This window comes from Enterobacter sp. BWH64, assembly GCF_001037645.1.
GTDB lineage: Bacteria > Pseudomonadota > Gammaproteobacteria > Enterobacterales > Enterobacteriaceae > Enterobacter > Enterobacter hormaechei_C.
Genome location: NZ_KQ089922.1, coordinates 1,202,288 through 1,216,576 on the forward strand (window position 1 = coordinate 1,202,288; position 14,289 = coordinate 1,216,576).

12 protein-coding genes and 1 pseudogene are annotated in these 14,289 nt (G+C 55.4%); 11 read left to right on the forward strand and 2 right to left on the reverse strand.

The genetic code is table 11. The annotated features are described in order from the left end of the window. Window positions 1–107 precede the first annotated feature (107 nt). On the forward strand, window positions 108–1,430 hold the full coding sequence (locus SK50_RS05760; RefSeq protein WP_023295901.1) for an MFS transporter: 1,323 nt from the start codon (window positions 108–110) through the stop codon (window positions 1,428–1,430). Here SK50_RS05760 and satP read toward each other — a convergent pair. Next, the gene (satP, locus tag SK50_RS05765) at window positions 1,407–1,973 is read right to left on the reverse strand and encodes an acetate uptake transporter (protein WP_003856474.1); all 567 of its coding nucleotides are present in this window, start codon (window positions 1,971–1,973) and stop codon (window positions 1,407–1,409) included. The two genes, SK50_RS05760 and satP, sit on opposite strands and share 24 nt — an antisense overlap. A 296-nt stretch (window positions 1,974–2,269) precedes the next feature. On the opposite strand from satP, the gene dnaK reads away from it, so the two are divergent. The 4 genes from dnaK to nhaR all read left to right on the forward strand — a co-directional run bounded on the left by dnaK (window position 2,270) and on the right by nhaR (window position 7,723). Continuing rightward, window positions 2,270–4,183 carry a molecular chaperone DnaK gene (gene dnaK, locus SK50_RS05775; protein WP_006810169.1) on the forward strand — a complete coding sequence of 638 codons (1,914 nt, stop codon included), beginning with the start codon at window positions 2,270–2,272 and terminating at the stop codon, window positions 4,181–4,183. Between the two features lie 87 nt (window positions 4,184–4,270). Beyond that, window positions 4,271–5,416 (forward strand): molecular chaperone DnaJ, encoded by a 1,146-nt coding sequence (dnaJ, locus tag SK50_RS05780; protein WP_014830600.1) that lies wholly within the window; start codon window positions 4,271–4,273, stop codon window positions 5,414–5,416. Between the two features lie 172 nt (window positions 5,417–5,588). Then, the gene (gene nhaA / locus SK50_RS05785; protein ID WP_045338411.1) at window positions 5,589–6,764 is read left to right on the forward strand and encodes a Na+/H+ antiporter NhaA; all 1,176 of its coding nucleotides are present in this window, start codon (window positions 5,589–5,591) and stop codon (window positions 6,762–6,764) included. 59 nt (window positions 6,765–6,823) lie between these two features. Continuing rightward, window positions 6,824–7,723 carry a transcriptional activator NhaR gene (nhaR, locus tag SK50_RS05790; protein ID WP_017694543.1) on the forward strand — a complete coding sequence of 300 codons (900 nt, stop codon included), beginning with the start codon at window positions 6,824–6,826 and terminating at the stop codon, window positions 7,721–7,723. Window positions 7,724–7,781: 58 nt separating this feature from the next. Here nhaR and rpsT read toward each other — a convergent pair whose 3' ends face one another. Further along, the gene (gene rpsT / locus SK50_RS05795; RefSeq protein WP_003856458.1) at window positions 7,782–8,045 is read right to left on the reverse strand and encodes a 30S ribosomal protein S20; all 264 of its coding nucleotides are present in this window, start codon (window positions 8,043–8,045) and stop codon (window positions 7,782–7,784) included. Window positions 8,046–8,160: 115 nt separating this feature from the next. Between rpsT and SK50_RS24125 the strand changes: the two are divergent. The 6 genes and pseudogenes from SK50_RS24125 to ispH form a co-directional block, all read left to right on the forward strand. Then, a pseudogene (locus SK50_RS24125) lies at window positions 8,161–8,366 on the forward strand (DUF2575 domain-containing protein); the annotation flags it as partial. Between the two features lie 7 nt (window positions 8,367–8,373). Next, window positions 8,374–9,300: a bifunctional riboflavin kinase/FAD synthetase gene (gene ribF / locus SK50_RS05800; RefSeq protein ID WP_003856456.1), complete on the forward strand. Its 927-nt coding sequence runs from the start codon at window positions 8,374–8,376 to the stop codon at window positions 9,298–9,300. A gap of 45 nt (window positions 9,301–9,345) precedes the next feature. Then, window positions 9,346–12,162: an isoleucine--tRNA ligase gene (gene ileS, locus SK50_RS05805; protein ID WP_032620885.1), complete on the forward strand. Its 2,817-nt coding sequence runs from the start codon at window positions 9,346–9,348 to the stop codon at window positions 12,160–12,162. Then, a complete protein-coding gene (gene lspA, locus SK50_RS05810) occupies window positions 12,162–12,662 on the forward strand; it encodes a signal peptidase II (RefSeq protein ID WP_045333728.1) in 501 nt (166 codons plus the stop codon). The genes ileS and lspA overlap by 1 nt, the downstream gene beginning before the upstream one ends. A gap of 116 nt (window positions 12,663–12,778) precedes the next feature. Then, the gene (gene fkpB, locus SK50_RS05815; protein ID WP_015572634.1) at window positions 12,779–13,228 is read left to right on the forward strand and encodes an FKBP-type peptidyl-prolyl cis-trans isomerase; all 450 of its coding nucleotides are present in this window, start codon (window positions 12,779–12,781) and stop codon (window positions 13,226–13,228) included. Between the two features lies 1 nt (window position 13,229). Then, window positions 13,230–14,180: a 4-hydroxy-3-methylbut-2-enyl diphosphate reductase gene (gene ispH / locus SK50_RS05820; protein WP_017383814.1), complete on the forward strand. Its 951-nt coding sequence runs from the start codon at window positions 13,230–13,232 to the stop codon at window positions 14,178–14,180. Window positions 14,181–14,289: the final 109 nt, after the last annotated feature.

Sequence of the window (14,289 nt, forward strand, 5' to 3'; positions counted from 1 at the left end):
GACATTAGCGCCAGCCGCTGTAGCGTGTAAATGGATTTACGATATAGTAATTTTTTCTTTACGATTACTGTAAAAAATAATCCACAATACATGCACAATGGTTCGCTATGTCACATAACACCCGACCTCTGAATCGACAGGACTACAAAACCCTCACGCTCGCTGCTCTGGGCGGAGCGCTGGAGTTTTACGACTTCATCATCTTTGTCTTCTTCGCCGCCGTTGTGGGGGCGCTGTTTTTCCCGGCGGATATTCCGGAATGGCTGCGTCAGGTACAAACCTTCGGCATTTTCGCTGCCGGCTATCTGGCGCGTCCGCTGGGCGGCATTGTCATGGCGCACTTTGGCGATCTGGTCGGGCGCAAGAAGATGTTTACCCTCAGCATCCTGCTTATGGCCGTGCCGACGCTGGCGATTGGCCTTTTGCCTACCTATGAGTCGATGGGCATTATCGCCCCGTTATTGCTGCTGCTGATGCGTATTCTCCAGGGCGCGGCCATCGGCGGGGAAGTACCGGGCGCCTGGGTGTTTGTCGCTGAACACGTCCCGGTGCGCCGCATCGGCATTGCGTGCGGAACGCTGACCGCAGGGCTGACGATCGGGATCCTGCTTGGCTCCGTGGTTGCAACCATCATCAATACCAGCATGACGCAACAGGCCGTTCACGATTGGGGCTGGCGTATACCGTTCCTGCTGGGCGGGGCGTTTGGGCTGGTGGCAATGTACCTGCGACGCTGGTTGCAGGAGACGCCAATATTTCTGGAAATGCAGCAGCGGAAGGCGCTGGCGCAAGAACTGCCGGTGAAAACCGTAGTAGTGCGGCATAAAAAAGCGGTAGTGGTGTCGATGCTTCTGACCTGGCTGCTGTCTGCGGGGATCGTGGTGGTCATTTTGATGTCGCCGGTCTGGCTGCAAAAACAGTACGGTTTTGCGCCTGCCGTGACGTTACAGGCGAACAGTATCGCGACAATTATGCTCTGCTTTGGTTGTCTGGCCGCCGGGCTGGCGGCGGATCGTTTCGGCGCAAGCGCGACCTTTATTGTCGGCAGTTTGCTTCTGGCCGCGTCGAGCTGGGCATTTTATCATCTTGCGGGCACCCATCCTGAACAGCTGTTCCTGCTGTACGGTGTCGTCGGGCTGTGCGTGGGCGTCGTTGGCGCCGTACCGTACGTAATGGTCCGCGCCTTCCCGCCGGAGGTACGCTTCACTGGGATCTCTTTCTCTTATAACGTCTCGTATGCCATTTTCGGCGGGCTGACCCCGATTGTGGTGACGGTGTTGATGGGGGTGTCACCCCTTGCACCTGCGTGGTACGTGCTGGCGTTATCGCTGATGGGACTGGTTTTGGGGGTGTGGCTTCGCCAGTCAGAGGGACGTCGTGCCCGCGACGCGGGCACGACAGAGGGATCAGTGTTTTTCACCAATCGGTAGAATGGTGCGGTCGAACTGCTCGTTCAGCACTTCACCCATGGCCAGGTAGATTGCGCTTGCGCCGCAAACCAGACCTACCCAGCCGGCAACGTGAACGATGCCTTCGTTATCCGCCAGGTGACCGATGGCCAGCAGAGCGAACAGTACGGTCAGGCTCAGGAAGACGAATTGCAGTGCGCGGTTCGCCTTAAGGGTACCGAAGAACATGAACAGGGTGAACACGCCCCACAGTCCCAGGTACACGCCCAGGAAATGGGCGTTTGCCGCCTCTGCCAGGCCCATTTTAGGCATCAGCAGAATTGCGACCAGAGTCAGCCAGAAGGAACCGTAAGAGGTAAAGGCGGTTAAGCCGAAGGTGTTGCCTTTCTTATATTCCAGCAGGCCCGCAAAGATCTGTGCGATACCGCCGTAAAAAATGCCCATCGCCAGGATAATGCCGTCCATCGGGAACATCCCGATATTGTGCAGGTTCAGCAGAATGGTGGTCATGCCAAAACCCATCAGGCCCAGCGGAGCCGGATTAGCCAACTTAGTGTTGCCCATAAGTCCTCAAAAAAATCATCATTAATATGGTGAAATGGTTAAACCCGCGCCAGTTCTACCTGACGGGGCGCGGCATCATAATGGGCGGCATCGACGCCGTCTATGATCTCACCGGGGTGAAATTAAAAAATTTTTTATCCTTCCCCCTTGATGGATGCCGTTGTGACCCCATCTTGTAAGCAACCGCAGTGTGTGGACCTGAAAAAAATCAAATCTGGGCAGTTGAAAAAGCACGTTCTGCCCTTATTACAGGTACACAACCACATGTTGACTGAATTTTTAGTGGAGACGTTTAGATGGGTAAAATTATTGGTATCGACCTGGGTACTACCAACTCTTGTGTAGCGATTATGGATGGCACTACTGCACGTGTGCTGGAGAACGCCGAGGGCGATCGCACCACGCCTTCTATCATTGCTTATACCCAGGATGGTGAAACTCTGGTTGGTCAGCCGGCTAAACGTCAGGCCGTGACAAACCCGCAAAACACCCTGTTTGCGATCAAACGCCTGATTGGCCGCCGCTTCCAGGACGAAGAAGTTCAGCGTGACGTTTCCATCATGCCTTACAAAATCATCGCAGCCGATAACGGCGATGCATGGCTTGATGTGAAAGGCACCAAAACGGCACCTCCGCAGATCTCTGCTGAAGTGCTGAAGAAAATGAAGAAAACCGCGGAAGATTACCTGGGTGAACCGGTAACTGAAGCTGTTATCACCGTACCTGCTTACTTCAACGATGCTCAGCGTCAGGCAACCAAAGATGCTGGCCGTATCGCAGGTCTGGAAGTAAAACGTATCATCAACGAACCAACCGCAGCAGCACTGGCTTACGGTCTGGATAAAGAAGTTGGCAACCGTACTATCGCGGTTTACGACCTGGGTGGTGGTACCTTCGATATCTCTATTATCGAAATCGACGACGTTGACGGCGAAAAAACCTTCGAAGTTCTGGCAACCAATGGTGATACCCACCTGGGTGGTGAAGACTTCGATACCCGTCTGATCAACTACCTCGTTGACGAGTTCAAGAAAGATCAGGGCATTGACCTGCGTAACGACCCGCTGGCCATGCAGCGACTGAAAGAAGCCGCTGAGAAAGCGAAGATCGAGCTGTCTTCCGCTCAGCAGACCGACGTGAACCTGCCGTACATCACCGCAGACGCGACCGGTCCAAAACACATGAACATCAAAGTGACCCGTGCGAAACTGGAAAGCCTGGTAGAAGACCTGGTGAACCGTTCTATCGAGCCACTGAAAGTTGCATTGCAGGACGCTGGCCTGTCCGTGTCTGACATTCAGGACGTTATCCTGGTAGGTGGTCAGACTCGTATGCCAATGGTTCAGAAGAAAGTGGCTGAGTTCTTTGGTAAAGAGCCACGTAAAGACGTGAACCCGGACGAAGCGGTTGCTATCGGTGCTGCGGTTCAGGGTGGTGTTCTGACGGGTGAAGTAAAAGACGTACTGCTGCTGGACGTTACCCCGCTGTCTCTGGGTATCGAAACCATGGGTGGCGTGATGACTCCGCTCATCAACAAAAACACCACTATCCCGACGAAACACAGCCAGGTGTTCTCTACCGCTGAAGACAACCAGTCTGCGGTAACCATCCATGTGATTCAGGGTGAGCGTAAGCGCGCGGCGGATAACAAATCTCTGGGTCAGTTCAACCTGGACGGTATTAACCCGGCACCACGCGGCATGCCACAGATCGAAGTCACCTTCGACATCGATGCTGACGGTATCCTGCATGTGTCTGCGAAAGACAAAAATAGCGGTAAAGAGCAGAAGATTACCATCAAGGCATCTTCTGGCCTGAACGAAGCGGAAATCGAAAAAATGGTTCGTGATGCCGAAGCTAACGCGGAATCCGACCGTAAGTTCGAAGAGCTGGTTCAGACCCGTAACCAGGGTGACCATCTGCTGCACAGCACCCGTAAGCAGGTTGAAGAAGCGGGCGATAAACTGCCAGCGGAAGACAAAACTGCGATCGAAACTGCACTGAGCGCGCTGGAAACGTCTCTGAAAGGCGAAGACAAAGCGGACATCGAAGCGAAGATGCAGGAGCTGGCACAGGTTTCTCAGAAGCTGATGGAAATCGCTCAGCAGCAGCACGCACAGCAGCAGGCGGGCGCTGATGCTTCCCAGAACAACGCGAAAGACGACGATGTTGTCGACGCTGAGTTCGAAGAAGTGAAAGACAAAAAATAATCGCCCTGATGCAGGGTAAGTAATCGGCACGGGCGTAGGAGAATTCTCCACGCCCGTGCTCGCATGTTAAGGGGCTTAAAAAAACCAATGGCAAAGCAAGACTATTACGAGATTTTAGGCGTTCCGAAAACTGCGGAAGAGCGTGAAATCAAAAAGGCGTATAAGCGCCTGGCCATGAAATTCCACCCTGACCGTAATCAGGGTGACAAAGAGGCTGAAGCCAAATTTAAAGAGATTAAAGAAGCCTACGAAGTCCTGACCGATGCACAAAAACGTGCGGCCTATGATCAGTACGGTCACGCGGCCTTTGAACAAGGCGGCATGGGCGGCGGTGGATTTGGTGGCGGCGGCTTCGGCGGCGGCGCTGATTTCAGCGATATCTTTGGTGATGTATTTGGCGATATCTTCGGCGGCGGACGTGGTCGTCAGCGCGCGGCGCGCGGCGCAGACCTGCGCTACAACATGGAGCTGACGCTTGAAGAAGCGGTTCGCGGCGTCACCAAAGAGATCCGTATTCCGACGCTGGAAGAGTGTGACGTTTGCCACGGCAGCGGCGCGAAAGCGGGGACTCAGCCACAGACCTGCCCAACCTGTCACGGTTCCGGTCAGGTGCAGATGCGCCAGGGCTTCTTCGCGGTGCAGCAGGCCTGTCCGCACTGTCATGGTCGCGGTACGCTGATTAAAGATCCGTGCACCAAATGCCACGGTCACGGTCGCGTGGAGAAAACCAAAACGCTGTCCGTTAAGATCCCGGCAGGCGTGGATACGGGCGACCGCATCCGTCTGGCAGGTGAGGGTGAAGCCGGCGAGCACGGCGCACCGGCAGGCGATCTGTACGTTCAGGTTCAGGTGAAGCAGCACGCCATCTTCGAGCGTGAAGGTAACAACCTGTACTGTGAAGTGCCGATCAACTTTGCGATGGCGGCGCTGGGTGGCGAAATCGAAGTGCCGACGCTGGACGGTCGCGTTAACCTGAAAATCCCTGGCGAAACCCAGACCGGGAAGCTGTTCCGCATGCGCGGCAAAGGCGTTAAATCCGTTCGCGGTGGCGCGCAGGGTGACCTGTTATGCCGCGTGGTCGTGGAAACGCCGGTCGGCCTGAACGATAAGCAGAAACAGCTGCTGAAAGAGCTTCAGGAGAGTTTTGGTGGCCCGACGGGTGAGAAAAACAGCCCGCGCTCCAAAAGCTTCTTCGATGGCGTCAAAAAATTCTTCGACGATTTAACCCGCTAACCCGCAAGCTGGTTACTATCCTTTAAAGCCCGGAAGCGATTCCGGGCTTTTTGTTTATAGCGTTATTCCTCGGTTAAACTGAATATATACCCAATATTAATCTGTTTTTACCGATCTGTTTGCGCTGATATTATGGTTTTACCGAAGTATTGTTGTAAAAGAGAGTTTAAACGTGAAATTACTACACCGTTTCTTTAGCAGTGAGGCATCCGGCGGCGTCATCCTGATTATTGCTGCTGCGGCCGCCATGCTGCTCGCCAATATGGGCATGACGCGCGATCTCTATCACGCATTTCTGGAAACGCCCGTCGAGCTGAAAGTCGGGGCGCTGGAAATTAACAAGAACATGCTGCTGTGGATCAACGATGCGCTGATGGCAGTGTTCTTCCTGCTGGTGGGTCTGGAGGTTAAACGTGAGCTGGTGATCGGTTCGCTTGCCAGCCGTCAGCGCGCGGCGTTTCCGGTGATCGCGGCGATTGGCGGGATGATCGCTCCGGCGTTGCTCTTTCTCGCGTTTGCGTGGCAGGATCCGGTTGCGCGTGACGGCTGGGCGATCCCGGCCGCAACGGATATCGCGTTTGCGCTCGGGGTCTTAGCCTTGCTCGGTAGCCGCGTCCCGGTAGCACTGAAAATTTTCCTGATGGCGCTGGCGATTATCGATGATCTGGGCGCTATCGTGATTATCGCGCTGTTCTACACCAGCGATCTGTCGGTTCTGTCGCTGAGCGTGGCGGCCGTGGCTATTGTGGTGCTGGCCTTGCTGAACGTCTTCAACGTCCGACGTACGGGTATTTATATTCTGGTGGGCATGGTGCTGTGGACGGCGGTGCTGAAGTCTGGCGTGCATGCCACGCTGGCGGGCGTCATCGTTGGCTTCTTTATTCCGCTGAAGGAGCAGGACGGCAAATCGCCAGCCAGACAGCTGGAGCATGTGCTTCATCCGTGGGTGGGCTTTATGATCCTGCCGCTGTTTGCGTTTGCCAACGCGGGAGTTTCCCTGGCCGGGGTTACTCTGGACGGACTCACCTCCGTGCTGCCGCTGGGTATCATCGCCGGTCTGTTTATCGGTAAGCCGCTGGGTATCAGCCTGTTCTGCTGGCTGGCGCTGAAGCTGAAGCTGGCGTCATTGCCAAACGGGACCACCTTTAGCCAGATTATGGCCGTCGGCGTGCTGTGCGGTATTGGATTCACCATGTCGATCTTTATCTCGACGCTGGCGTTTGGCGCAAACGCGCCTGAGCTTATCGTCTGGGCAAAACTCGGCATTCTCATCGGGTCATTACTGGCCGCAGTCATTGGTTATACCTTGTTGAAGGTGAAATTGTCCGGACAGGCTGTCCAGGCATAACGGAAAACCGGGAGGAGGGGGCTCCTTCTCCCGATACACACTCAGGGAGAGAACACGCGATGTCTCATTTGAATTACAACCATCTTTATTACTTCTGGCACGTTTATAAACAGGGCTCGGTCGTGGGGGCGGCAGAAGCGCTTTACCTGACGCCACAAACCATTACCGGGCAAATCAAAGCCCTGGAAGAGCGGTTACAGGGCAAGTTGTTCAAGCGCAAGGGCCGTGGGATTGAGCCCAGTGAGTTGGGCGAGCTGGTGTTCCGCTATGCGGATAAAATGTTCACCCTGAGCCAGGAGATGCTGGATATCGTCAACTACCGCAAAGAGTCTAACCTGCTTTTTGACGTGGGGGTGGCGGATGCGCTGTCCAAACGGCTGGTGAGTGGCGTGCTGGATGCGGCGGTGGTGGAAGATGAACAGATCCATTTACGCTGCTTTGAGTCCACTCACGAGATGCTGCTGGAACAGCTGAGCCAGCATAAGCTGGATATGATTATTTCGGATTGCCCTATCGATTCCACGCAGCAGGAAGGCTTGTTCTCGGTGAAAATTGGCGAATGCGGCGTCAGTTTCTGGTGCATCAATCCGCCACCGGAAAAACCGTTTCCTGCCTGCCTGGAAGAGCGCCGCTTGCTGGTGCCGGGTCGGAGGTCCATGCTCGGACGGAAGCTGCTGAACTGGTTTAACTCGCAGGGGCTGAACGTAGAAATTCTCGGTGAGTTCGACGATGCGGCGCTGATGAAAGCCTTTGGCGAAGCGCATAACGCTATCTTCGTTGCTCCGACGCTGTACGCGCACGATCTCTATTCAGACGACAAAATAACCGAGATCGGCAGGGTGGATAACGTGATGGAAGAGTATCACGCCATATTCGCCGAAAGGATGATTCAGCACCCGGCGGTGCAGCGAATCTGCAATCGCGACTATTCGGCGCTGTTTACGCCGCCGGTAATCTGAAGACATAAAAAAACCCGCGTTAAGCGGGTTCTTTCAAACAAGCAACAACAAGTGGCGATTAAGCCAGTTTGTTGATCTGCGCGGTCAGGTTTGCTTTATGACGCGCTGCTTTGTTTTTGTGGATCAGACCTTTAGCAGCCTGACGATCCACGATTGGTTGCATTTCGTTAAATGCGTTCTGCGCTGCAGCTTTGTCGCCAGCTTCGATAGCTGCGTATACTTTCTTGATGAAAGTACGCATCATAGAGCGACGGCTTGCATTGTGCTTACGAGCCTTTTCAGACTGAACGGCACGTTTCTTAGCTGATTTGATATTAGCCAAGGTCCAACTCCCAAATATGATCTATGTGGACAATTCAAAGGCCGAGGAATATGCCCTCTATACCTTCTTTTGTCAATGGATTTGTGCAAATAAGCGCCGTTAATGTGGCGACGCTACGTTACGTAGTGATGGCGCAGGATTCTACCAGCTTGTCGTTCGTGAATACAGCTTTTCGGCGTAAAAATCGCAGTTCGCGGACAGATTTTTTTGCTGCGAAAGGTCAGCGTGATGAAATCATACGGCTTTCTGTTTAGCGTGAACAATCGCCGGTTAACCTTAACCGCTGTACAAGGTATACTTTGGCGATTTTCACTGTTTTGAGCCAGTCATGAAGCTGATACGCGGCATACATAATCTCAGTCAAGCCCCGCACGGGTGCGTGCTGACCATTGGTAATTTCGACGGCGTGCATCGTGGGCATCAGGCGCTGTTGCAGGGATTGCGTAAAGAAGGCGAGGCGCGAGGCCTGCCCGTCGTGGTGATGATTTTCGAGCCTCAGCCGCTGGAGCTGTTTGCAGGCGAGAAATCCCCCGCGCGGCTGACGCGTCTGCGTGAGAAGTTACGCTACCTGGCGGAGTCAGGGGTGGACTACGTCCTGTGCGTACGGTTCGACCGTCGTTTTGCCGCGCTGACCGCACAAAATTTTGTCAGCGACCTGTTGGTCAGGCAGCTTGGCGTGCAGTTTCTCGCCGTGGGCGATGATTTCCGCTTTGGCGCTGGTCGTCAGGGCGATTTCTTGTTATTACAGAAGGCTGGCCTGGAGTACGGGTTTGACGTCACCAGCACGATGACCTTCTGTGAGGGCGGCGTGCGCGTCAGCAGCACGGCGGTACGTCAGGCGCTGGCGAACGATGAACTGGACACGGCAGAAACGCTGCTGGGTCACCCGTTCACAATTTCAGGTCGCGTGGTCCATGGCGATGCGCTGGGCCGCACGATAGGTTTCCCGACGGCGAATATACCGCTGCGTCGTCAGGTCTCCCCGGTTAAAGGGGTCTATGCGGTGGAAGTGGCAGGACTGGGCGAGAAGCCTTTCTACGGCGTCGCCAACATTGGCACACGTCCAACGGTTGCCGGTGTGCGTCAACAGTTAGAAGTACACCTGCTGGACGTTGTAATGGACCTGTATGGTCGCCATATAGATGTGATACTGCGTAAAAAAATACGCAATGAACAGCGATTCGCTTCGCTGGACGAACTTAAGGCGCAAATCGCGCGAGATGAATTAACGGCCCGCGAGTTTTTTGGGCTTTAGAACCGGCTTAACTGCCTACGTGATAAATACGGAACCGAGAATCTGATGAGTGATTATAAATCAACCCTGAATTTGCCGGAAACAGGGTTCCCGATGCGCGGCGATCTCGCCAAGCGTGAACCGGGAATGCTGGCGCGTTGGACCGATGATGACCTGTACGGCATCATTCGTGCAGCCAAAAAAGGCAAAAAAACCTTCATTCTGCATGATGGCCCTCCATATGCGAATGGCAGCATTCATATTGGTCACTCTGTAAACAAGATTCTGAAAGACATTATCGTGAAGTCCAAAGGACTCGCGGGATATGACTCGCCTTACGTTCCGGGCTGGGACTGCCATGGTCTGCCGATCGAGCTGAAAGTTGAGCAAGAGTACGGTAAGCCGGGTGAGAAGTTCACCGCCGCAGAATTCCGTGCGAAATGCCGCGAATACGCTGCCACCCAGGTTGACGGTCAGCGCGCTGACTTCATCCGTCTGGGCGTGCTGGGTGACTGGTCGCATCCGTACCTGACCATGGACTTCAAAACCGAAGCCAACATCATCCGAGCGCTGGGTAAAATCATCGGCAACGGTCACCTGCACAAAGGCGCGAAGCCGGTGCACTGGTGCGTCGACTGCCGCTCTGCGCTGGCAGAAGCGGAAGTGGAGTATTACGACAAAACCTCGCCTTCTATCGACGTGGCCTTCGAAGCGGTCGATCAGGATGCGATCAAAGCTAAATTTGGTCTGCCTGGTGTAAGCGGCCCGATCTCTCTGGTGATCTGGACCACCACCCCGTGGACGCTGCCTGCTAACCGCGCGATCTCCCTCTCTGGCGAGTTTGAGTATGCGCTGGTGCAGATTGATGGCCGTGCGGTTATCCTGGCGAAAGACCTGGTCGAAAGCGTGCTGAAACGCGCGAACATCACCGATTACACCGTGCTGGGCACCGTAAAAGGTGACGCGCTGGAACTGATGCGCTTCAAACACCCGTTCCTGGACTTCGACGTTCCGGCGATTCTGGGCGACCACGTCACGCTGGAAGCGGGTACCGGTGCGGTACATACCGCCGGTGGCCACGGTCCTGACGACTACAACATCAGCCTGAAGTACGGCCTGGAAATCGCTAATCCGGTTGGCCCGGACGGCTCTTACCTGCCTGGCACCTACCCGGCGCTGGACGGTATCAACGTCTTTAAAGCTAACGACATCATCGTTGATATGCTGCGCACCAGCGGCGCGCTGCTGCACGTTGAGAAAATGCAGCACAGCTATCCGTGCTGCTGGCGTCACAAGACCCCGATCATCTTCCGTGCAACCCCGCAGTGGTTTATCAGCATGGACCAGAAAGGCCTGCGCGCGCAGTCTCTGAAAGAGATCAAAGGCGTGCAGTGGATCCCTGACTGGGGCCAGGCGCGTATCGAATCCATGGTGGCTAACCGTCCTGACTGGTGTATCTCCCGTCAGCGCACCTGGGGCGTGCCGATGTCTCTGTTCGTACATAAAGAGACGCAGGAGCTGCACCCGAACACTCTGGAACTGATGGAAGAAGTGGCGAAGCGCGTCGAAGTTGACGGCATTCAGGCGTGGTGGGATCTCGACGCCCGCGACATCCTGGGCGCTGACGCAGACAGCTACGAGAAAGTGCCGGATACCCTGGACGTGTGGTTCGATTCCGGGTCTACCCACTCCTCCGTGGTTGATGTGCGTCCGGAGTTTGCTGGTCACGCTGCCGATATGTATCTGGAAGGGTCTGACCAACACCGCGGCTGGTTCATGTCATCGCTGATGATCTCCACCGCCATGAAGGGTAAAGCACCTTACCGTCAGGTATTGACCCACGGCTTCACCGTGGATGGTCAGGGCCGTAAGATGTCCAAATCTATCGGTAACACCGTTTCTCCGCAGGACGTGATGAACAAACTGGGCGCGGACATTCTGCGTCTGTGGGTGGCCTCTACCGACTACACCGGCGAAATGGCGGTCTCTGATGAGATCCTGAAACGTGCTGCTGACAGCTATCGTCGTATTCGTAACACCGCGCGCTTCCTGCTGGCGAACCTGAACGGGTTCGATCCGGTAAAAGACATGGTGAAGCCGGAAGAGATGGTTGTGCTCGATCGCTGGGCGGTAGGCTGCGCGAAAGCGGCGCAGGAAGATATTCTTAAAGCCTATGAGTCTTACGACTTCCACGAAGTGGTGCAGCGCCTGATGCGCTTCTGCTCCATCGAGATGGGCTCGTTCTACCTCGACATCATCAAAGACCGCCAGTACACCGCGAAAGCGGACAGCGTGGCGCGTCGTAGCTGCCAGACCGCGCTGTTCCACATCGCAGAGGCGCTGGTGCGCTGGATGGCACCGATCATGTCCTTCACCGCGGATGAAATCTGGGGCTACCTGCCGGGCGACCGTGAGAAGTATGTCTTCACCGGCGAGTGGTACGAAGGTCTGTTCGACCTCTCCAGCACTGAAGCAATGAACGATGCCTTCTGGGACGAGCTGCTGAAAGTGCGCGGCGAAGTGAACAAGGTTATCGAGCAGGCGCGTGCGGACAAGAAAGTCGGTGGCTCTCTGGAAGCGACGGTGACCCTGTACGCCGAACCGGAGCTGGCGGCCAAACTGACCGCGCTGGGCGATGAATTACGATTTGTCCTGTTGACCTCCGGTGCGAAAGTTGCGGATTATGCCGAAGCTACTGCTGATGCTCAGCAGAGCGAGCTGCTCAAAGGCCTGAAGGTCGCACTGAGCAAAGCCGACGGTGAGAAATGCCCGCGTTGCTGGCATTACACCACCGATGTTGGCCAGGTGGCGGAACACGCAGACATCTGCGGACGCTGTGTAAGCAACGTCGCCGGTGACGGCGAAAAACGTAAGTTTGCCTGATGAGTAAAACTCTCTGTTCAACAGGACTGCGCTGGCTGTGGCTGGTGGTGGTGGTGCTGATTATTGATTTGGGCAGCAAGTTCCTGATCCTCCGGAATTTCGCTCTGGGGGATACGGTCCCGCTGTTTCCGTCGCTTAACCTGCACTATGCCCGCAACTATGGTGCGGCGTTTAGTTTCCTTGCCGACAGCGGTGGCTGGCAGCGCTGGTTCTTCGCGGGTATCGCTATCGGTATCTGCGTCGTGCTGGCGGTGCTGATGTACCGCTCAAAGGCCACGCAAAAGCTGAATAACATCGCCTACGCGCTGATCATTGGCGGCGCGCTGGGTAACCTGTTTGACCGCCTGTGGCACGGCTTTGTGGTCGATATGATCGATTTCTACGTCGGCGACTGGCACTTCGCGACCTTTAACCTCGCCGATAGCGCAATATGCGTTGGTGCGGCGTTAATCGTGCTGGAAGGCTTCTTGCCTAAACCGGCCGCGAAAGAGCAGGCGTAACAAAACCAGCCGGGTGACGCGTAGCGATCCCGGCCTACAGAATTTGTGGCCCCCGTAGGCCCGGTAAGCGTAGCGCCACCGGGCAACAGGTGACCCAAAACAAGCGAGCAATTTGCATGTCTAAATCCGTACAGAGCAACAGCGCGGTTCTCGTTCATTTCACGCTGAAGCTGGATGACGGCTCCACGGCCGAATCCACCCGCAACAATGGCAAACCGGCGCTGTTTCGTCTGGGTGACACCTCCCTGTCTGAAGGCCTTGAGCAGCAGCTTCTGGGTCTGAAAGAGGGCGAGAAAAAAGCGTTTTCGCTGGAGCCGGATGCGGCATTTGGCGTGCCAAGCCCGGACCTGATCCAGTATTTCTCGCGTCGTGAGTTTATGGATGCGGGTGAACCAGAAATCGGGGCGATTATGCTCTTTACCGCTATGGACGGCAGCGAAATGCCTGGCGTGATCCGAGAAATCAACGGCGATTCTATCACCGTCGATTTCAACCATCCGCTTGCCGGGCGTACCGTTCATTTTGATGTCGAAGTGCTGGAGATCGATCCGGCACTGGAGGAGTAAAATGCAGATCCTGTTGGCTAACCCGCGCGGCTTCTGCGCCGGTGTAGACCGCGCTATCAGCATTGTTGAAAACGCGCTGGAGATTTACGGCGCGCCGATTTACGTGCGTCACGAAGTGGTGCACAACCGTTACGTGGTCGACAGCCTGCGCGAGCGCGGTGCGATTTTTATCGAGCAGATCAGCGAAGTGCCGGACGGCGCAATCCTCATCTTCTCCGCGCACGGCGTCTCTCAGGCGGTACGCAACGAGGCGAAAAGCCGCGATCTGACCGTATTCGATGCCACCTGTCCGTTAGTGACAAAAGTGCATATGGAAGTGGCGCGCGCCAGCCGTCGTGGTGAAGAGTCAATTCTGATTGGTCACGCCGGTCACCCGGAAGTTGAAGGCACCATGGGCCAGTACAGCAACCCGGAAGGGGGCATGTATCTGGTTGAGTCACCGGAAGATGTCTTTACGCTGGACGTGAAAAACGAAGCCCGTCTGTCGTTTATGACCCAGACGACGCTTTCCGTAGACGACACCTCAGACGTGATTGACGCCCTGCGCCAGCGCTTCCCGAAAATCGTCGGGCCGCGCAAAGATGATATCTGCTATGCAACCACCAACCGTCAGGAAGCCGTACGCGCCCTGGCTGAACAGGCGGATGTGGTGCTGGTGGTCGGCTCGAAAAACTCCTCTAACTCCAACCGACTGGCCGAACTGGCGCAGCGTATGGGGAAAGCAGCTTTTCTGATCGACGACGCAACGGACATTCAGGAAGCGTGGGTGAAAAACGCGGCCTGCGTCGGTGTTACCGCAGGCGCTTCAGCGCCGGATATCCTGGTGCAAAACGTCATTGCCCGCCTGCAAGAGCTGGGCGGTGGCGAAGCGGTGCCGCTGGAAGGCCGTGAAGAGAACATTGTCTTCGAAGTGCCGAAAGAGCTGCGAATCGACGCCCGCGAAGTGGAATAATGTCCTCTCAATCTTCAAAATGCCGGTGGCGAAAGCCTCCGGCATTTTTGTTTCTGGTTAACTGTGATTCACCATCAATTTTGACGCTTTTTCCAGTAGGTTAATCGTT